Source organism: Amycolatopsis rifamycinica (genome assembly GCF_000695625.1).
Lineage (GTDB): Bacteria > Actinomycetota > Actinomycetes > Mycobacteriales > Pseudonocardiaceae > Amycolatopsis > Amycolatopsis rifamycinica.
On the sequence record NZ_JMQI01000064.1, the window covers coordinates 16,431 to 32,305 of the forward strand.

General features: G+C 72.6%; 12 protein-coding genes. 6 read left to right on the plus strand and 6 right to left on the minus strand.

Annotated elements, in window-relative coordinates:
- Positions 1–171: 171 nt before the first annotated feature.
- From DV20_RS30270 to DV20_RS30285, 4 genes are all read right to left on the minus strand, one after another.
- The gene (locus DV20_RS30270; protein ID WP_235191023.1) at positions 172–1,233 is read right to left on the minus strand and encodes a hypothetical protein; all 1,062 of its coding nucleotides are present in this window, start codon (positions 1,231–1,233) and stop codon (positions 172–174) included.
- Between the two features lie 961 nt (positions 1,234–2,194).
- Complete coding sequence (locus tag DV20_RS30275; protein WP_043786325.1) at positions 2,195–2,509, minus strand: hypothetical protein; 315 nt, start codon at positions 2,507–2,509, stop codon at positions 2,195–2,197.
- A 64-nt stretch (positions 2,510–2,573) separates the two neighbouring features.
- Positions 2,574–2,870 carry a chorismate mutase gene (locus DV20_RS30280; protein ID WP_043786326.1) on the minus strand — a complete coding sequence of 99 codons (297 nt, stop codon included), beginning with the start codon at positions 2,868–2,870 and terminating at the stop codon, positions 2,574–2,576.
- 161 nt (positions 2,871–3,031) lie between these two features.
- The gene (locus DV20_RS30285; RefSeq protein WP_043786328.1) at positions 3,032–3,448 is read right to left on the minus strand and encodes a DUF1707 SHOCT-like domain-containing protein; all 417 of its coding nucleotides are present in this window, start codon (positions 3,446–3,448) and stop codon (positions 3,032–3,034) included.
- 145 nt (positions 3,449–3,593) lie between these two features.
- Between DV20_RS30285 and pcrA the strand changes: the two genes are divergently transcribed.
- On the plus strand, positions 3,594–6,008 hold the full coding sequence (gene pcrA, locus DV20_RS30290; protein ID WP_043786329.1) for a DNA helicase PcrA: 2,415 nt from the start codon (positions 3,594–3,596) through the stop codon (positions 6,006–6,008).
- A 1,111-nt stretch (positions 6,009–7,119) separates the two neighbouring features.
- Here pcrA and DV20_RS30295 read toward each other — a convergent pair.
- Positions 7,120–7,800, minus strand: a complete 681-nt coding sequence (locus DV20_RS30295; RefSeq protein ID WP_043786331.1) for a M23 family metallopeptidase — start codon at positions 7,798–7,800, stop codon at positions 7,120–7,122.
- A 1,266-nt stretch (positions 7,801–9,066) separates the two neighbouring features.
- Here DV20_RS30295 and DV20_RS30300 point away from each other — a divergent pair.
- Positions 9,067–10,749 carry a hypothetical protein gene (locus DV20_RS30300; RefSeq protein ID WP_235191015.1) on the plus strand — a complete coding sequence of 561 codons (1,683 nt, stop codon included), beginning with the start codon at positions 9,067–9,069 and terminating at the stop codon, positions 10,747–10,749.
- On the opposite strand, the gene DV20_RS46275 is transcribed toward DV20_RS30300, so the two are convergent.
- Entirely contained in the window at positions 10,712–11,029 is a 318-nt protein-coding gene (locus tag DV20_RS46275; RefSeq protein ID WP_200876533.1) for a hypothetical protein, read from the minus strand. The genes DV20_RS30300 and DV20_RS46275 overlap by 38 nt on opposite strands.
- Before the next feature lie 150 nt (positions 11,030–11,179).
- On the opposite strand from DV20_RS46275, the gene sucC reads away from it, so the two are divergent.
- From sucC to DV20_RS30325, 4 genes are all read left to right on the plus strand, one after another.
- A complete protein-coding gene (sucC, locus tag DV20_RS30310) occupies positions 11,180–12,349 on the plus strand; it encodes an ADP-forming succinate--CoA ligase subunit beta (RefSeq protein ID WP_043786334.1) in 1,170 nt (389 codons plus the stop codon).
- 1 nt (position 12,350) lies between these two features.
- Positions 12,351–13,241, plus strand: a complete 891-nt coding sequence (gene sucD, locus DV20_RS30315) for a succinate--CoA ligase subunit alpha (protein ID WP_043786336.1) — start codon at positions 12,351–12,353, stop codon at positions 13,239–13,241.
- A 207-nt stretch (positions 13,242–13,448) separates the two neighbouring features.
- Positions 13,449–14,228, plus strand: a complete 780-nt coding sequence (locus DV20_RS30320) for a DUF5336 domain-containing protein (protein WP_043786338.1) — start codon at positions 13,449–13,451, stop codon at positions 14,226–14,228.
- Between the two features lie 136 nt (positions 14,229–14,364).
- Entirely contained in the window at positions 14,365–15,813 is a 1,449-nt protein-coding gene (locus DV20_RS30325) for a cell division protein PerM (protein ID WP_043786340.1), read from the plus strand.
- The last annotated feature ends 62 nt before the right edge of the window (positions 15,814–15,875 follow it).

Genomic DNA, 15,875 nt, shown 5'->3' on the forward strand with positions numbered 1-15,875 from the left:
CGGATTCGCTGTCGCCAGGTAACCCTGTGCGGACGGCGATCACCAGGCTCTGTCGCCGGAATGCCGTCGCAGTACGACGAGCGGCAGCATATGTCACCCACCCGGACCAGGCATTACCGCTCGGCGCACCGCACGTGCATCAGAACGGGCGAACCGCACGTGCAGGATTGGTCACTGGCCGTCAGCGGTGATCTTGTCGCCGTCGCCGAAGGTCAGCGTGCGCTCCTCGATCGTTTTGGTCCCGTCGGTGTGGGTGACCTCGACGGTGTTAACCGTGACGCCGCGCTGCTGGTCGATGCTGACCTTCTTGACCTCGAAGTAGGCGATGCCGGCGTACCGCTGGGCGAGCGCCTGCGGGCCCTGGTCGTGCAGGTGGCCGGTGGTCACCGACGACGCCGCGGCCGGGTCGGTGGTGACGGTGTTGAAAAACTTCTCCGAGTTGTCCCCCATCGTCTGGGCGTCCGGTGGGAAGGAGTACCACCACGGTGGTTTGACGGGGGTTTCGCGCTGGGCGGGCGTGACCGGTGGTTTGCGCGGCCCCGCGCTCGGGGCGGCCGGGCCGGTGGTGGCCGCCTCGGGCGAGGCGGGGTCCGCGGCCGGCGGGGGAGCCGCGCCGTCGACCGGCCCGCCGCCACCGCCGCTCTCGGGCTGCACGGCGGTCGCGCTCTCGTCCGGCCGGGTCGAGGACTCCGGCCCGGGCGCGGAACCGCCCTGCGTGGGCGGCGGCCGGTGGTCACCGGTGGGGTCGCCCAGCGTCGGCACGCCCTGGTAGCCCGGCCAAGCGCCCTGCACGGCCTGGTCCATCGGCGGTTTCCCGACGAGGAAGGAGCCGGCGCACAGCAGCCCGACGACCACGGCACCGGACGCCCCGGTGGCGAACCAGGCCGCCTTCCGCCACGTCTTCGGCGGCGTCACCGACGCGGGAACGGACCCGATGGTGAAGCCGCCCAGGCCGTCGATCGGCGAAGTGGAGTAGATGCGGACGTCGTCCTCGTCGAGGTCCACGCACCGCGGCGCGGGCGTGGCCAGCGAGACCCGGGTCCGCCGGGCAACCTGCTCGGCGTGGCTTTCGGCCGGTGGTTCGTCCGGCGTGTCCTCGAGGTGGTCTTCGCCGAGGTCGTCTTCGTCGAGGCCGTCTTCGTCGAAAAGCGGAAGGCTGCCGTGCGAGGCAGGGAAGAGAGACGAGGAAGGCCGCCGGTCACGAGGTTGCGGGAGGGGAAGCAACCCGGACATGGGCGGATCGGCGGGTTCGGCGGTTTCGGCGGGCGAGCGCCGAAAAGGGAAGCTGCCCACCTCCGGCGAGCCAGCCGGGGCGTACTGCCGCAAGGGATGGGAGCTGGAGTCCGGGGGGCCGCCGGTCGTGGAGCCGGGGCCGTGCTGCCGCAGGGGATGGGAGCCGGTTTCCGCCGGTCGGCCCGGCGCTGAGCCGGGATCGTGCTGCCACAGGGGGTGCGAGCCGGGTTCCGTGGGGCTGCCGGGCGCTGAGCCGGGGCTGTGTTGCCGCAGGGGATGGGAGCCGGTTTCCGCCGGTCGGCCCGGCGCCGAGCCGTGCCGCAAGGGATGCGAGCCGGATTCCGCGGGCCAACCCGCTGCCGCCTCCGCCGGATAGCGCCGCAACGGGTGGCCGTCCGGCGGCTCGGCCGCGTAGTGCTGCCGCAAGGCGTACGACCCGCCCGCCGGCGTCTCGCCCGACCCGTGGCCCCGCGCGGGCGGCGCGCCCGGTTCCGGAGCGACCCCGGCCGCGCGGTGGCGCACCGGGCGGTGCTGCGGCAGCGGCGGTGTCCAGCTCTCCGCGCCGCCGCGCCGGTGCCGCCCGGGGTGCGCGGGGGCCGCGCCGCGTCCGTGGAACTCCGTGCCTTGGCTCATGTGGGCTCGACCACCCCGCGGCGCCGTCCTGACGCCAGCCGGCCCCAGGACGACCCGATCGGAGCACGCGCGGAATCTCGTTCGGAATCCTGCGCAAATGCACGCGCACGCGACGGTAGGCGCGCGGGGCCGATGCCCCCGCGCGTCCCCCGGGCATCGCCCGACCCAGACGCAAGGGTCCTCACAACCTCAACCCTAGGAGCATCCGGCGGAGAAAGTCGCCTTCAAACCTGCAAGTTGCAGAGGTTTCACTCGGTCGGGCGCGACCGAACGGGCGATGGTGACGCTGTGAAGTTTCACGCAGCGGCATCGGCCCTGATCAGGGGTTTCAGCCTCCCGTGCGGTAACGGTCCCGCGTGGACTGCAGCGCCTTCGTCGCCACCACACCGCTGCCGGCGGCGACGATGATCGCGAAGACGTCCAGCGTCGGTCCCCCGGCCGTGAGCAACCAGGCGAACAGGGAAGCCGCGGTGGTCCCGCCGGCCACGGCCCACCTGCTCTTGACGTACTGCGCGACCGGAGCGCCCCCGGCCCGCTTACCCGCTGCGTTGTTCAGCAGCGCCAGATATCCCACATGGCCCAGCGCGGCCAGCACGCTCACGAGCGCGACGATGACGGCGATGAGGTTCACGAGCCAGTCCATGACCACAGTCTGCCCGCACCGGGGCCGCGAGTGCCTCGGGGAAGTCCCGGAATTCGCCGCGACGTTACCGGCCGAGCCGCCCGCGGCCCAGGTTCAGCAGCGCCATGGCCAGCTGCCTGCCGTCCGGGCCGAGCTCGCGGTAGCGCGCCAGGACGTCCATCTCGCGGTTGTAGACGATGCGCGTGCCGCCCGCGGCCATCCGCGCCGCCCCGATCTTCTTGGAGACCTCGACCCGGCGTTTGACCAGCCGCAGGATTTCCTTGTCCAGCCAGTCGATCTCTTCCCGGAGCGACGCGATGTCGTCGCCCGCGGGGGTGTGCTCGGCGGGCTGGCCGTCGGCGTTCGTCGCGTGTGCGTTCATCGGGACCTCTTCCTCGAAGCCCGGACCCTGGCCCCAGGACGGCGACAGCCCCGGGTCCGTGGACTCCGGGGCTGGCGTGATGGCGGTTCGGGCACTACGCGATCACGGGAGCCGGAGTCCGGGTCCCGTAAAAAAATCGCTCTGCGTGGTGCCGCATGCGATCAGTATGGCACAGCGGCGCGGCGCCGCTCCCTGGCCGCGCGCACCCGGGCGTGCACCAGGAGGCTCATCCCGAGCCAGAGCAGCGGGAAGACCGGCCAGAAGAACCCGGCGCCCAGCACCGCCCAGCGGACGATCAGCAGCACCGCGACCACGACGGCCACGGCGAGGTGGACACGCAGCGCGGGGTGGCGCCGCAGCGCGTCCCGGCTCAGCGGGAACCGGGGCGCGGGCGGCGCGGGCCGCGGCAGGTCGGCGGTGAGCGAGGCCAGCTCGTCGGTGAACTTGGCGGCGTAGACGTGGGTGAGGCGTTCTTCGACCTCGTCAAGGGTGAGCCGGCCTTCGGAGCCGGCGGTCTGGACGGCGGCGGCCACGCGTTCGCGCTCGGCGTCGGTGGCCCGGATGGGGGTGGTTTCCATGAGAACCGATGCTCCGCGCGGACACCCCGCGGCGCGTCGGGCGGCAGGCGACACCTCCCGCTACGCCCGGCGCCGTAGCCCGGGAACGCCCGCCCCGGCACGCTTCTGCCGGAGCCCGGCCCGCCCGGGGTAGCGTGGGACAACGATGGACACCCTCTTCGATCTCCCCGCCGCGACCCCTGTGCGCAAGCCCGCCGCCGGCGGGCAGGCCGAGCTGCTCGACGACCTCAACCCCGCCCAGCGCGAAGCCGTCACCCACGCCGGTGGCCCGCTGCTGGTGGTGGCGGGCGCGGGCTCGGGCAAGACCCGGGTGCTGACCCGCCGGATCGCCTACCTGCTCGGCGAGCGCCGGGTGCACCCCGGCGAAATCATGGCGATCACCTTCACCAACAAGGCCGCCGCCGAGATGCGCGAGCGCGTCGCCGCGCTCGTCGGGCGCCGCGCGAACGCGATGTGGGTGTCGACGTTCCACTCGATGTGCGTGCGGATCCTGCGCCGCGAGGCCAAGACCCTGGACATGTCGTCGAGCTTCTCCATCTACGACTCCGACGACACCAAGCGGCTGATCACCTTGGTGGCGCGGGATCTCGACATCGACCCGAAGCGCTACGCCGCCCGCACGCTCGCCGTGCACATCTCGAACCTGAAGAACGAGCTCACCGACCCCGAGACGGCGGCGGCGAACGCGGGCAACGACCTCGAGCGCCGCGTCGCCGAGGTCTACGGCGAGTACCAGCGGCGGCTGAACCAGGCCAACGCCTTCGACTTCGACGACCTCATCATGCGCACGGTCTCGCTGCTGCAGGCGTTCCCGGACGTCGCCGAGTACTACCGGCGGCGGTTCCGGCACGTGCTGGTCGACGAGTACCAGGACACGAACCACGCGCAGTACACGCTGGTCCGCGAGCTGGCCGGGACCGCGCCGAACGAGGCGGGCGTCCCGCCGGCCGAGCTGGTCGTCGTCGGTGACGCGGACCAGTCGATCTACGCCTTCCGCGGCGCGACGATCCGCAACATCGAGGAGTTCGAGCGCGACTTCCCGAACGCGCACACCATCCTGCTGGAGCAGAACTACCGCTCCACGCAGACGATCCTGTCCGCGGCCAACGCCGTCATCGAGCGGAACCCGAACCGCCGGGCGAAGCGGCTGTGGACGGATTCGGGCGAGGGCGAGAAGATCGTCGGCTACGTCGCGGACAACGACCACGACGAAGCCGCGTTCGTGGCGGGCGAAATCGACGCGCTGGCGGAAAAGGGCGAAGCGGACTACTCCGACGTCGCCGTCTTCTACCGCACCAACAACCAGTCCCGTGTCTTCGAAGAGATCTTCATCCGGCTCGGCCTGCCGTACAAGGTCGTCGGCGGCGTGCGGTTCTACGAGCGCCGCGAGGTCCGCGACATGATCGCGTACCTGCGCGTGCTGGCGAACCCCGAGGACACGGTCAGCCTGCGGCGCGTGCTGAACGTGCCCAAGCGCGGCATCGGCGACCGCGCCGAAGCCGTCGTGGCGACGCACGCCGAGCGTGAGCGGATCTCGTTCGCGCAGGCGCTGCGGGACGCGGTCGAGGGCAAGGTGCCGCTGCTGAACCCGCGCTCGGTCAAGGCGATCGGCGGGTTCGTGGCGCTGCTCGACGAGCTGGGCGTGCTGATCGCGGACGGCGCGGAGGTGCACGACGTCCTGGAAGCCGTGCTGGAGAAGACCGGCTACCGCGTCGAGCTCGAAGAGTCGGAAGACCCGCAGGACCACACGCGCGTGGAGAACCTGGACGAGCTCGTCACCGTGGCGCGCGAGTTCACCGAGATCACCGCCGCGGTCGTCGCGGACGAGAACGCCGAGCTGGTCGTGGACGAGGGCGTCCCCGCGCCGGGCTCGCTGCCGGCGTTCCTCGAGCGCGTGTCGCTGGTCGCGGACGCCGACTCGGTGCCGTCACCCGACGGCGGTGAGGAAGGCGACGGCGGCGCGGGCGTGGTCACGCTGATGACCGTGCACACCGCGAAGGGCCTGGAGTACCCGGTGGTGTTCTGCACCGGCTGGGAGGACGGCGTCTTCCCGCACATGCGCGCGCTCGGCGACCCGACCGAGCTGGCCGAGGAGCGGCGGCTCGCGTACGTCGCGATCACCCGCGCCAGGAAGCGGTTGTACGTCTCGCGCGCGATCACGCGCTCGGCGTGGGGTCAGCCGTCGATGAACCCGGCTTCGCGGTTCCTCGACGAGCTGCCGCCGGACCTGGTCGACTGGCGGCGCCTGGAGCCGTCCAGCAGCGGCTTCGGCTCGTTCGGTTCCGGTTCGCGCGGGACGCCGCGAGCGGCGACCACCTGGGGCGGGCGGCGGTCCTCTTCGCCGTCTTCGTCGGGCACGCCGTCGTTCGGCAAGGGCTGGAAGGACACGGTGGCGCTGAAGCTGGACGTCGGCGACCGCGTCAGCCACGACAAGTACGGCCTCGGCACGGTGATCTCCTGCGACGGCGTCGGCCCGCGCGCGACGGCCACGATCGACTTCGGCCAGGCGGGCAAGGTCCGCCTGATGCTCATCGGCAGCGTTCCGATGGTGAAGCTCTAGCGGCCACTCGTCCGAGTGAATCCGGCGGCGACCTCCCCGATCGCCGCCGGAATCGTCGTACCCACCCGGTAGAACTGACCCTACGATCGAACAAAGGTTCGACGGAGGGGGTAGCGTGGTGTGGACGCGGTGCTGTTTGGGCTGTTGGCCGAAGGGGTACAGAAATACCTGCGAGGAGTCCTGGGGACGACGGTTCCGGATCGGGGTCGGGAACCTGCGGGGACTTCAGGAGTTCCTTCGCGTGCGGGAGCGGAGGCGTGCCGGCTGGCCGCCGCCTGGCGAGCGCTGCTCAGGCAGCACGAGCTCGGCGCGGACGGGCGTTGTGTCACCTGCGGCCGGGGACGCCGCTGGACCACGAGGGCCCGGAGTGCCGCGCGTGTCCGCTCCGCGGGGGGTGCCGGGGGAGCGGTGCCCTGGGGCTGGCTGCCGGTCCGCCGCCCGGCGGAGCTGTGCACGGTGTGGCAGGTCGCGGTGGCGTACTTCATCCGCCGTTTGCCGGGCGGACAGCGATAGGTGGTCGCGGGCGCTGAGGCGCCTGTGGGCGGCTCTTCCCGGCTTCGGAGTGGTTCCGGTCGTCAGGCGGATCTCGGCTTGGCTCGGGGCGCTTCCGGTGACGGATGCGCCGGAGATCGTCCGCGCGGTCGGTGGGCGTGCAGAAGCGATATCGCCGGAGATATTCCGCGCCGTCAGTGGGCGCGGGGAAGCGGCGTCGCCGGAGATCTTTCGCGCGGCCGGTGGGCGCGGGGAAGCGGCGTTGCCGGAGTCGCTTGATGTCGTCCGGTCGCCGTCGCCGGTGGGGTGTCGGACCCGGCCGAGCAGTGCTATCAGGTGGCCGCGATTCGGTGGACGGCCGGTCGCGCTCGGCGACGTCCCCGCGCGGCCTTCGCCGGAGGGTCGAGTCTTACCCGATCCGGGTGTTTGTGTTTGGCCATTTGTGGCCAACCTTCATCTTGTGACCGGTTCCAGCGCACGAGTGCCTCGGCGGAGCGCGTGTTGTCAGCGCCCTTCGCCGAGTGCGGCTGCGTGCGGTGTCCCGGCCGGAGCGGGTGGTCGCTCGACGGCCGGGTTTCCGGTGACGGTGCTGCCTGCTGCTCCCGGGGGAGCGAACGGATCAGAGAACGACGCCGCGCGCGGCCAGCCAGGGCCGGGGGTCGATCTTCTTGGTGCCGTTCTGCCACACCTCGAAGTGCAGGTGCGGGCCGGTGCTCTGGCCGCGGTTGCCGATCTCGGCGATCTGCTGGCCGCACTTGACCTTCTGCCCCTCCTTGACGGAGAAGCTGTTCATGTGGCCGTAGACCTGGACCGTGCCGTCGTCGAGCTGGATCCGGACCCAGAGGCCGAAACCGCTGGCCGGGCCGGCCTCGATCACGGTGCCGTCGGAGGCGGCGTAGATCGGGGTGCCGATCGCGTTGGCGATGTCGATGCCGAGGTGGCTCGTGCCCCAGCGGGCACCGAAGCCCGAGGTGAAGGTGCCGTGCGCGGGCAGGCAGGTCTTGGGGCGAGCGGCTTCTTCGGCGGCCTTCCTGGCGGCGGCGGCTTCGCGCTGCTCGCGGGCCTGCGTGACGGAAGCACTGTCGGCGAGCTTGGCGGCTTCGGCGGAGGCGTCGACGGCGTGGCCGGTCGGCAGGAGCTCCGGGGCGCCCCCGGAGCCCGCACCTCCCGCGGTCAGGGAAGCGCTGGCGTCCTGGCTGTTGGCCAGGGGGGTGACGGCGGTGTTCGAGTCGGTGACCGTCTTGAGGGTCGAGCCCGCAGCGGCGGCGGCGAACGCACCAGCCGCAACGGCGGCAACCACGACACGGCCGCGAAGGGCCGAAGAGGGCGGGGCGATGCGGTGCGCACCCCGGACACGGACGACCGCGCCTTCGAGCGCGTCCTTCAGTGCCGGGGAAGGAGCTTGGCCGCCGGGGGAGCGGTGTGAAGCCAAGACAGGGCCTTCCATCGTCGGGGAGCCGGGTCGAGGACTGCGGGCGGGGGAACCCGGTGAGCCAACCTCGGGGGTGGTTTGCTCGGCGTCCTACTTCGTGACCTGACTGTAATGGGGACCCCGGGACAGTAACGAAGGGGTACCGCAATCGGCAAGACGTGCCCCCGCTGTCGGCCGATCGGGTGGAACTCGCAGCCCGCTCACCTGGGAAAATCACCCAAAGTTAGAGGGGGTTTACGGCGTCCGGTGTGACTTGCCTTACAGACTGACAGGACGCTGAAGGGCCGCTGAAGGGCCCAATTAGCCTCCCGAGGCCCCCGGGGCCGGAATAACGGATTGCGGAGGCGGGTTTAAGCGCATCCGACGACTCGCGCCCCGCCCACGGCGGCCGCGCGGCCCGAACTTGCTAGCGTCGCGGCCAAGATGCCCCCACGCCCAGAGCCCCCCACCGGAAGCACCCCCGGCCCCCGCCCCGACCCGGCGGCGCAGGGAGCGAGCAAGCCCGCCCCAGGCCGGACGGACACCGGCATACAGCCACCAGAACCCGGCCGGCCATCGCTTTCCGGGAGCACACCCGCGGCCGGCGCCGCCGAGCCCATCCGCGCGGGTCGATCCGCCCACGGCCCCGGCGAGCCCCCAACGGAGCCGTTCCCCGGCGCCGGGGAAGCGCGAAGCCCTGGCGAGCCGTCGCGATCGGCGAGCGACGTGCGAGGTGCGGCCGCCGGTTTGGGTGAGCCTCCGACGGAGTCGTTCCCCAGCAGCGGGGAAGCACCGAGCCCTGGCGAGCCGTCGCGATCGGCGACGGGCGCGCGAGGTGCTGTCGCCGGTTCGGGTGAGCCTCCGACGGAGTCGTTCCCCAGCAGCCGGGAAGCGCAAGGCGAGCCTCCCACCGCACCCTTCACCCCCGGCCGAGCCGCTCAAGACCGCGGCGAGCCATCGCGCGACGCCAACGCCCCTTCCAGCGCCGACCGACCCGCGAACCCCGCCGACGAGCCACGCCGTCCCGCACCCGGCGAACCCGCACCCCCCGACCCCGCGGCCAACCCGTTCGCCGCCCCCCGAACCGCCGAGCGGACCGCCGAGGCGTCCGCCTGGGCCGACGACACCGAAACCCGCCCCCTGACCGCCGCCCTCGTGCTGGCGGTCCTCGGCGCCGTCGCCCTCGCCGCCGGCGGCGTCGTTCCCGTCTCGCCCTCCGCGGCTCCCGGGTTCACCAGCTGGCCCTGGCTCGCCCTTCTCGCCCTCGCCCCCGCGGTCGCCGCCGTCTGGTTCGCCCGCGGCGGCAGGCCCGGGCTCGGTGGTGGCCTCGTCCTCGGCCTCGCCGCCCTGGCCCCCGGCCGGCTGGTCCTCGACCTCCAGTTCGCCGTCAACGGCCCGCTCACCGTCCGGCCCGAGCTCTACCTGCCCGACCGGTTCATCGGCGGCTCCGCCGTCGGTGCCGGGTTCTGGCTGCTCGTCGCCGGGCACGTCCTCACCGGGGCCGCCGGCGTCGTCGCCTGGCGGGCCCTCCGGAGCCACGACGAACCGGAACGACGGCGCTGGCGGCTGTTCGTCCCGCTGCTCGCCGTCGTCGCCGGGGCCGGGCTGCTCACCGCGCCCGTCCACTCCGACAACGCCTTCCTGCTCGCCCGCACCGCCTTCGACGGGCCGTGGCCCGCCCTCGGCGGGTACCTCCTGCTCGCCGCCGCGCTGCCGCTGGCCGCCGCGCTCGCCCTGGCCACTCCGGCCGAGTACGCCGCGCGCGGGGCGCTCGCCGGGCTGGCCGCCGCCGCCTTCGGGGTGGCCGCGCCGCCCGTCCTCGCCGGGCTCTTCCGGCACGATCTGCAGATCACCTGGGGACCCTTCCTCGCCCTCGTCGCGATGGCCGTCGTCGCCGGGCTCGCCGGCACCCGGCTGAGCGAAACCACCGAAAGCACCGAAAAGACCGACCTCGCCGGCAGCGCGAAAGTCCCCGGCCTCTTCTGGTGGCGGCTCGCCACCGGCCTGCTCGGCCTCGCCACCGCGCTCGCCGCGCTCATCGGCGCCTTCGCCCCGCAGGTCGCCGTCACCGCGCTGAACCCGGAGACCGCCACACCGGTCAGTGCCGCCGCCGGCAGTCCCGCCCGCTGGTTGCTGCTCGCCGCCGCGGTCGTGCTCGCCGTTCCCGCCGCGTTCGTGCTCGCCGCGAAGACCTCCGCCGTCGCGCGGCCGGTGCTCGGGGTCGCCTGGGCGGGGATCGTCCTGGCCGGCACCGCCGTCCTCAACACCGCACTGACCGCCACCGAGGCCGGCAACCTCGCCGGCTTCGGTGGCGCAGCCGCCCGCGTCTTCACCTACGACCTCGGGGCCGGGGCCGTCTGGACGTTCGCCGCGCTCGTCCTCGCCGTCCTGGCCGCGCTCGCCGCCGCCGGCACCGGTGTCGTCGAACGCGAGGACGCGGGGGAGGACGCACCCCCCGGCACCAACCTCGCCCCGGTCGTGGCCGGCGCGGTCCTGGCCGTCGCCGCCTTCGGGCTGCCCGTCTTCGCCGTCCCCGGCTACGTCGCCGCCGGCCTCTGGTCTCACCTCGACACGCCGTCGTGGGGCCTGCTGACCGCCGCCGTGGTCGTCGTCGGCGCGGCCGCGCTCGCGACGCGGTCGCGGCCGAAGCCGGCGGCCGCCCTGCTCGCCGGGGCCGCGCTGCTGACCGCGTTGCACGCCGCGGAACTGCCGCTCGTCGGCGGCGCCCTCGGCGACGCGAGCCCGGCCGCCGGGTTCTGGGTCGCGCTCGCCGCCACGGCCGCGCTCCTGCTCGCCGCCGTCATGGCGGCCGGTCACGGGAGACGCCGTGCGCCGTGAGCGCCTCCGGGTGCTGCTCGTCGAGTTCGAGCGACCCGATCCGGCCGCCGTCGCGCTCGGCCGCGTTCTGCGCGACGACGGCGTGGAGGTCGTCCACGCCGGCCCGGTCGACAGCGTCGAGCAGATCCTGCGCACCGCCGAACAGGAGGACCCGGACGCGGTCGGCGTGCTCGGCGCCGCGCCGCCCGGAGACCTCGAAGAGGCGCTCGGGGACGTCCCCGTCTTCACGGCCGCGACGGCCGCGGAAGTGGTGGAACGGCTGGCCGGTGGGCGGTCTCACACCGCTGAAGCACCGTCTGACCGCGCACGGTGACCGACTTCACCAGGTGCGGAGTGCCCTGCGTCTGCGCAGGTCGCTAACCTCGACTGGTCCGACAGCGCGGTCCGGAAACGGACCACCACAGTGGCGTGTCGTCAGGAGACTGGAGTAGTGGACCTCTACGAGTACCAGGCGAGGGATCTCTTCGCCGCCCACGGAGTACCGGTTCTGCCGGGTGCCGTGGCTAGCACCCCCGAAGAAGCCAAGACCGCCGCGGAGCAGATCGGCAACCAGGTCGTCGTCAAGGCGCAGGTGAAGGTCGGCGGCCGCGGGAAGGCGGGCGGCGTCAAGCTGGCCCAGACGCCGGACGAGGCGAAGGAGAAGGCGGAAGCCATCCTCGGCCTCGACATCAAGGGCCACATCACGCGTCGCGTGCTGGTGGCCGAAGCTTCGGACATCGCGTCCGAGTACTACTTCTCCTTCCTGCTGGACCGCGCGAACCGCACGTTCCTGGCGATGGCGTCCTCCGAGGGCGGCATGGAGATCGAGCAGCTCGCGGTCGAGCGGCCCGACGCGCTCGCGAAGATCCCGGTCGACGCGATCGCCGGCGTCGACAAGGCGAAGGCGCTCGAGATCCTGAAGGCCGGCAACTTCCCGGCCGAGATCATCGACGAAGCCGCCGACGTCGTCGTGAAGCTCTGGGAGACCTTCGTCTCCGAGGACGCCACCCTCGTCGAGGTCAACCCGCTGGTCCGCGACCCGCAGGACAAGATCATCGCCCTCGACGGCAAGGTCACCCTCGACGAGAACGCGGACTTCCGCCAGCCGGGCCACGAGGCCCTGGTGGACAAGGAAGCGGAGAACCCGCTCGAGGCGAAGGCCAAGGCCAAGAACCTCAACTACGTCAAGCTCGACGGCCAGGTCGGCATCATCGGCAACGGCGCGGGCCTCGTCATGTCCACTTTGGACGTCGTGGCGTACGCGGGCGAGAAGCACGGCGGCGTGAAGCCGGCGAACTTCCTCGACATCGGCGGCGGCGCGTCGGCCGAGGTCATGGCGGCCGGGCTGGACGTCATCCTCAACGACACCGACGTGAAGAGCGTCTTCGTCAACGTCTTCGGCGGCATCACCGCCTGCGACGCGGTGGCGACCGGCATCGTCGAGGCCCTGAAGATCCTGGGCGACGAGGCCACCAAGCCGCTGGTCGTCCGCCTGGACGGCAACAACGTCGTGGAGGGTCGCAAGATCCTGGCCGACGCGAACCACCCGCTGGTCACCGTGGTGGACACAATGGACAACGCGGCCGACAAGGCTGCCGAGCTCGCCGCGGCAGGTGCGTGAGATGTCGATCTTCCTGAACGAGAACAGCAAGGTCATCGTCCAGGGGCTCACCGGCTCCGAGGGCATGAAGCACGCCACCAAGATGCTGAAGTCCGGCACGAACATCGTGGGCGGCGTCAACGCCCGCAAGGCCGGCCAGACCGTCACCATCGAGGGCAAGGACCTCAAGGTCTTCGGCACCGTCGAAGAGGCGATCAAGGAGACCGGCGCCGACGTGTCGGTCATCTTCGTGCCGCCGAAGTTCGCCAAGGACGCGGTCATCGAGGCGATCGACGCCGAGATCCCGCTCGCCGTGGTGATCACCGAGGGCATCCCGGTGCACGACTCGGCCTACTTCTGGGCCCACGCCGTCGCCAAGGGCAACACGACCCGGATCATCGGCCCGAACTGCCCCGGCGTGATCAGCCCGGGCAAGTCGAACGCCGGCATCATCCCGGCCGACATCTCCGGCCCCGGCCACATCGGCCTCGTGTCGAAGTCCGGCACCCTGACCTACCAGATGATGTACGAGCTGCGGGACATCGGTTTCTCGACCGCGGTCGGCATCGGCGGTGACCCGATCATCGGCACCACGCACATCGACGCCCTCGAGGCGTTCGAGGCCGACCCCGAGACCAAGGTCATCGTGATGATCGGCGAGATCGGCGGCGACGCCGAAGAGCGCGCCGCGGCCTACATCAAGGAGAACGTGACCAAGCCGGTCGTCGGCTACGTCGCGGGCTTCACCGCGCCCGAGGGCAAGACCATGGGCCACGCCGGCGCCATCGTGTCGGGCTCCTCCGGCACGGCCGCCGCGAAGAAGGAGGCCCTCGAGGCCGCCGGCGTCAAGGTCGGCAAGACCCCGAGCGAGACCGCCGTCCTGGCACGTGAGCTGTACAACAACCTCGGCTGAGGTTGGCGAGTAACTCCTGGTGAGGCCGGGCACCGCACGAGGTGCCCGGCCTTTCCTCGTTCCGGCACGAAACCGGGCGGGAGATTCACACGTCTGGTGGGCTGGCGGCCTCTGAGTGCGCTAGCGTTCTGCGCACACAAGCCGCCTCGTCTTCTTCCGGGCGCCCGCGCGCCCGGAGTGCCGGTCGAACCGACAGGAGTGCATCCGATGACCTTCCCCAGCGGTGGGCCCGGCTACCCCCAGCAGGGTGGCGGCCAGCAGCCCCCAGGCCCCCCGTCCAGTGCCTTCCCGGCGCAGCAGCCGCATTCGCACCAGGCGTCCGCCGGGGGAGCGGGCCTGACGCAGAACCTGCCGCTGCTGCTCGCCCTGGTCGCCGCCGGCCTCGGCCTCGTGCAGTACTTCCTCGGCTTCTCCGACAACGGCGAAGTCGGCCTCGGCGGGACGTTCCTGCTCGGCGGCGGCCTGCTCGCCGCGATGCACGCGCTGCCGAAGGGCCCGAGGACGCTGCCGTTCGCGGCGCTGTTCAGCGTCCTCGGCGCGCTCGAGGTCCTGGACTCGCTGGTCGGGATGCAGACCTCGCCCGGCATCGTCACCGTCATCCTGATCCTGGGGATCCTGCAGATGCTCGCCGCGGTCGGCGCGCTGCTGATCGCGCACGACATCATCAAGCCGCCGTCGCCGAAGCCCGCCGCGCCGTCTTACGGCGGCCAGTACGGCCAGCCGGGACAGCAGCAGTTCGGTCAGCAGGGCCAGCCCGGCCAGCAGTTCGGCCAGCCGGGCCACGGGCCGGGCCCGGTCGCCGCGACCGGGGAGCCGTCGGCGCCGTTCTCCCAGCCGGGCCAGTACGGCTCGCCGAACCCGCCGTCGACCACGCCGCCGCCGACCCAGCAGGCCACGACGTACGCCCCGCAGCAGGGCCAGTTCTTCCAGCAGCCGCCGCCGGAGAACCCGGGCACGCCGCCCGGCGGCTTCGGCAAGTCGAACTGACGCAGCCTGCTTTCGAACACCCGCTGTGACGCTCCGTGTCACAGCGGGTGTTTTGCGTCCGCGGTGACCCGACAGGGTGAGCCGCTCCCTCCGGCGGCGGCGTGGCTCACCCGGACGGAGCAGCCCGGATGTCAGGGTGCGGATCATGGAGCTGCTCACCGACGACCCCCACCCGCCGGGTGAAGCGGTGGGCGACCCCGGCCCCGAGCCGTCGACGGCGTCCTGGCCGCGGGTCCTGCTCGCCGCCGCTCTCGGCCCGCTGATCACCGGCTACGCCGCCGTCGCGACCGTGCTGGCCGTGGTCGCCCTCACCGCCGGCCGCACCGCCTTCTCCGGCACCGGCGTGCTGCTGGCCGCCGGGCCCGGCTGGCTCGCCGCGCACCAGGTGCGCCTCGGCATCGGCGGCCACCCGCTCGGTGTGCTGCCGCTGCTGCCGACGCTGGGCGTGGTCGCACTGGCCGCGCGGACGGCGTCCGGCGCCGCCCGCCGCCTCGGCTGCCGGTCCTTCCGCGCGGCGCGGCCGGTGCTCATCACGATCACCGCCGCGCACGCGGCGTTCGGACTCGTCCTCGCCCTCTGCGCGAAGGGCTCGCCGGTGACGGCGAACCCCGCGGCCGCCTTCGCCGTGCCCGGGCTGCTCGCCGCGGCGGCGTCGGCCGCCGGAATCATCCGGTCGTGCGGGCTGCCGGACGCCCTCGCCGACCGCCTCGACCCCCTCGCGCTGCGCGGGCTGCGCACCGGCGCGGCGAGCCTGGCGATCCTGGTGGCCGGCGGTGCCGCCGTGTTCACCGTCGTGACCGGGGTGTCGTGGGCGACGGTGGCCGACACCTACGAACCCGGGCTCGGCACCAGCGCCGGGCTCTTCCTGCTCTCGCTGCTGTACCTGCCGAACGCCGTGACGGCCGCGATGTCCTTCGTCACCGGCCCCGGGTTCTCGATCGGGCCGCTCACCGTCGGTGTGTTCGGCTACCACGGGGGCGCCGTGCCCGCTGTCCCGCTGCTCGGCGGCCTGCCCGAGCACCACGCGGCCTGGTGGCCGGCGCTGCTGGTGCTGCCCGCGGCAGCCGGCGCGCTGGCCGGCTGGTCGCTGCGCCGGGCCGACGCCGAGCCGGCGCAGCGCGTCCGCGCGGTCGCGATCGCCGGTGCCGTGGTCGCGCTCGGCTGCGTCGTGCTGGGCACGCTGGCCGGCGGGCGGCTCGGCGACGGCCCGTTCGACCCGGTGAGCGTCCCGGTCGGCGTCGCCTCGGTCGTCGCGTTCTGCTGGATCGTCATCCCGGGTTCGTTCGTCGCCTTCTTCGCGGGCGAGCACGAGCCGCCCGCACCGCCGCCCGAAGCGCTCGAAGACAACGAAGCATTCCAGGACGCCGACGACATCGACGTCCAAGAAGCGTCCAAAGCCGTCGAGGAGCTCGAAGCCGCCGAACGGGCGTCCGAAGAGGACGCGGAGTTCGAGGCCGAAGCCGACGCCGAGCTCGGCCTGGAGGACCCGGCACTTCCCCGTGAAAGTGCCCTCGAAGAGGACGGGGTTGTGACCGGAGGCACCGAGACCTGCGGCGACGTCGAGCCGGACGAGGGCGACCGTTAGGGTTTACGTGACCTGGTGAAGCGCCGTGCGCCCGGCTGCGCACCGCCCGCGGCAAGGAGCCC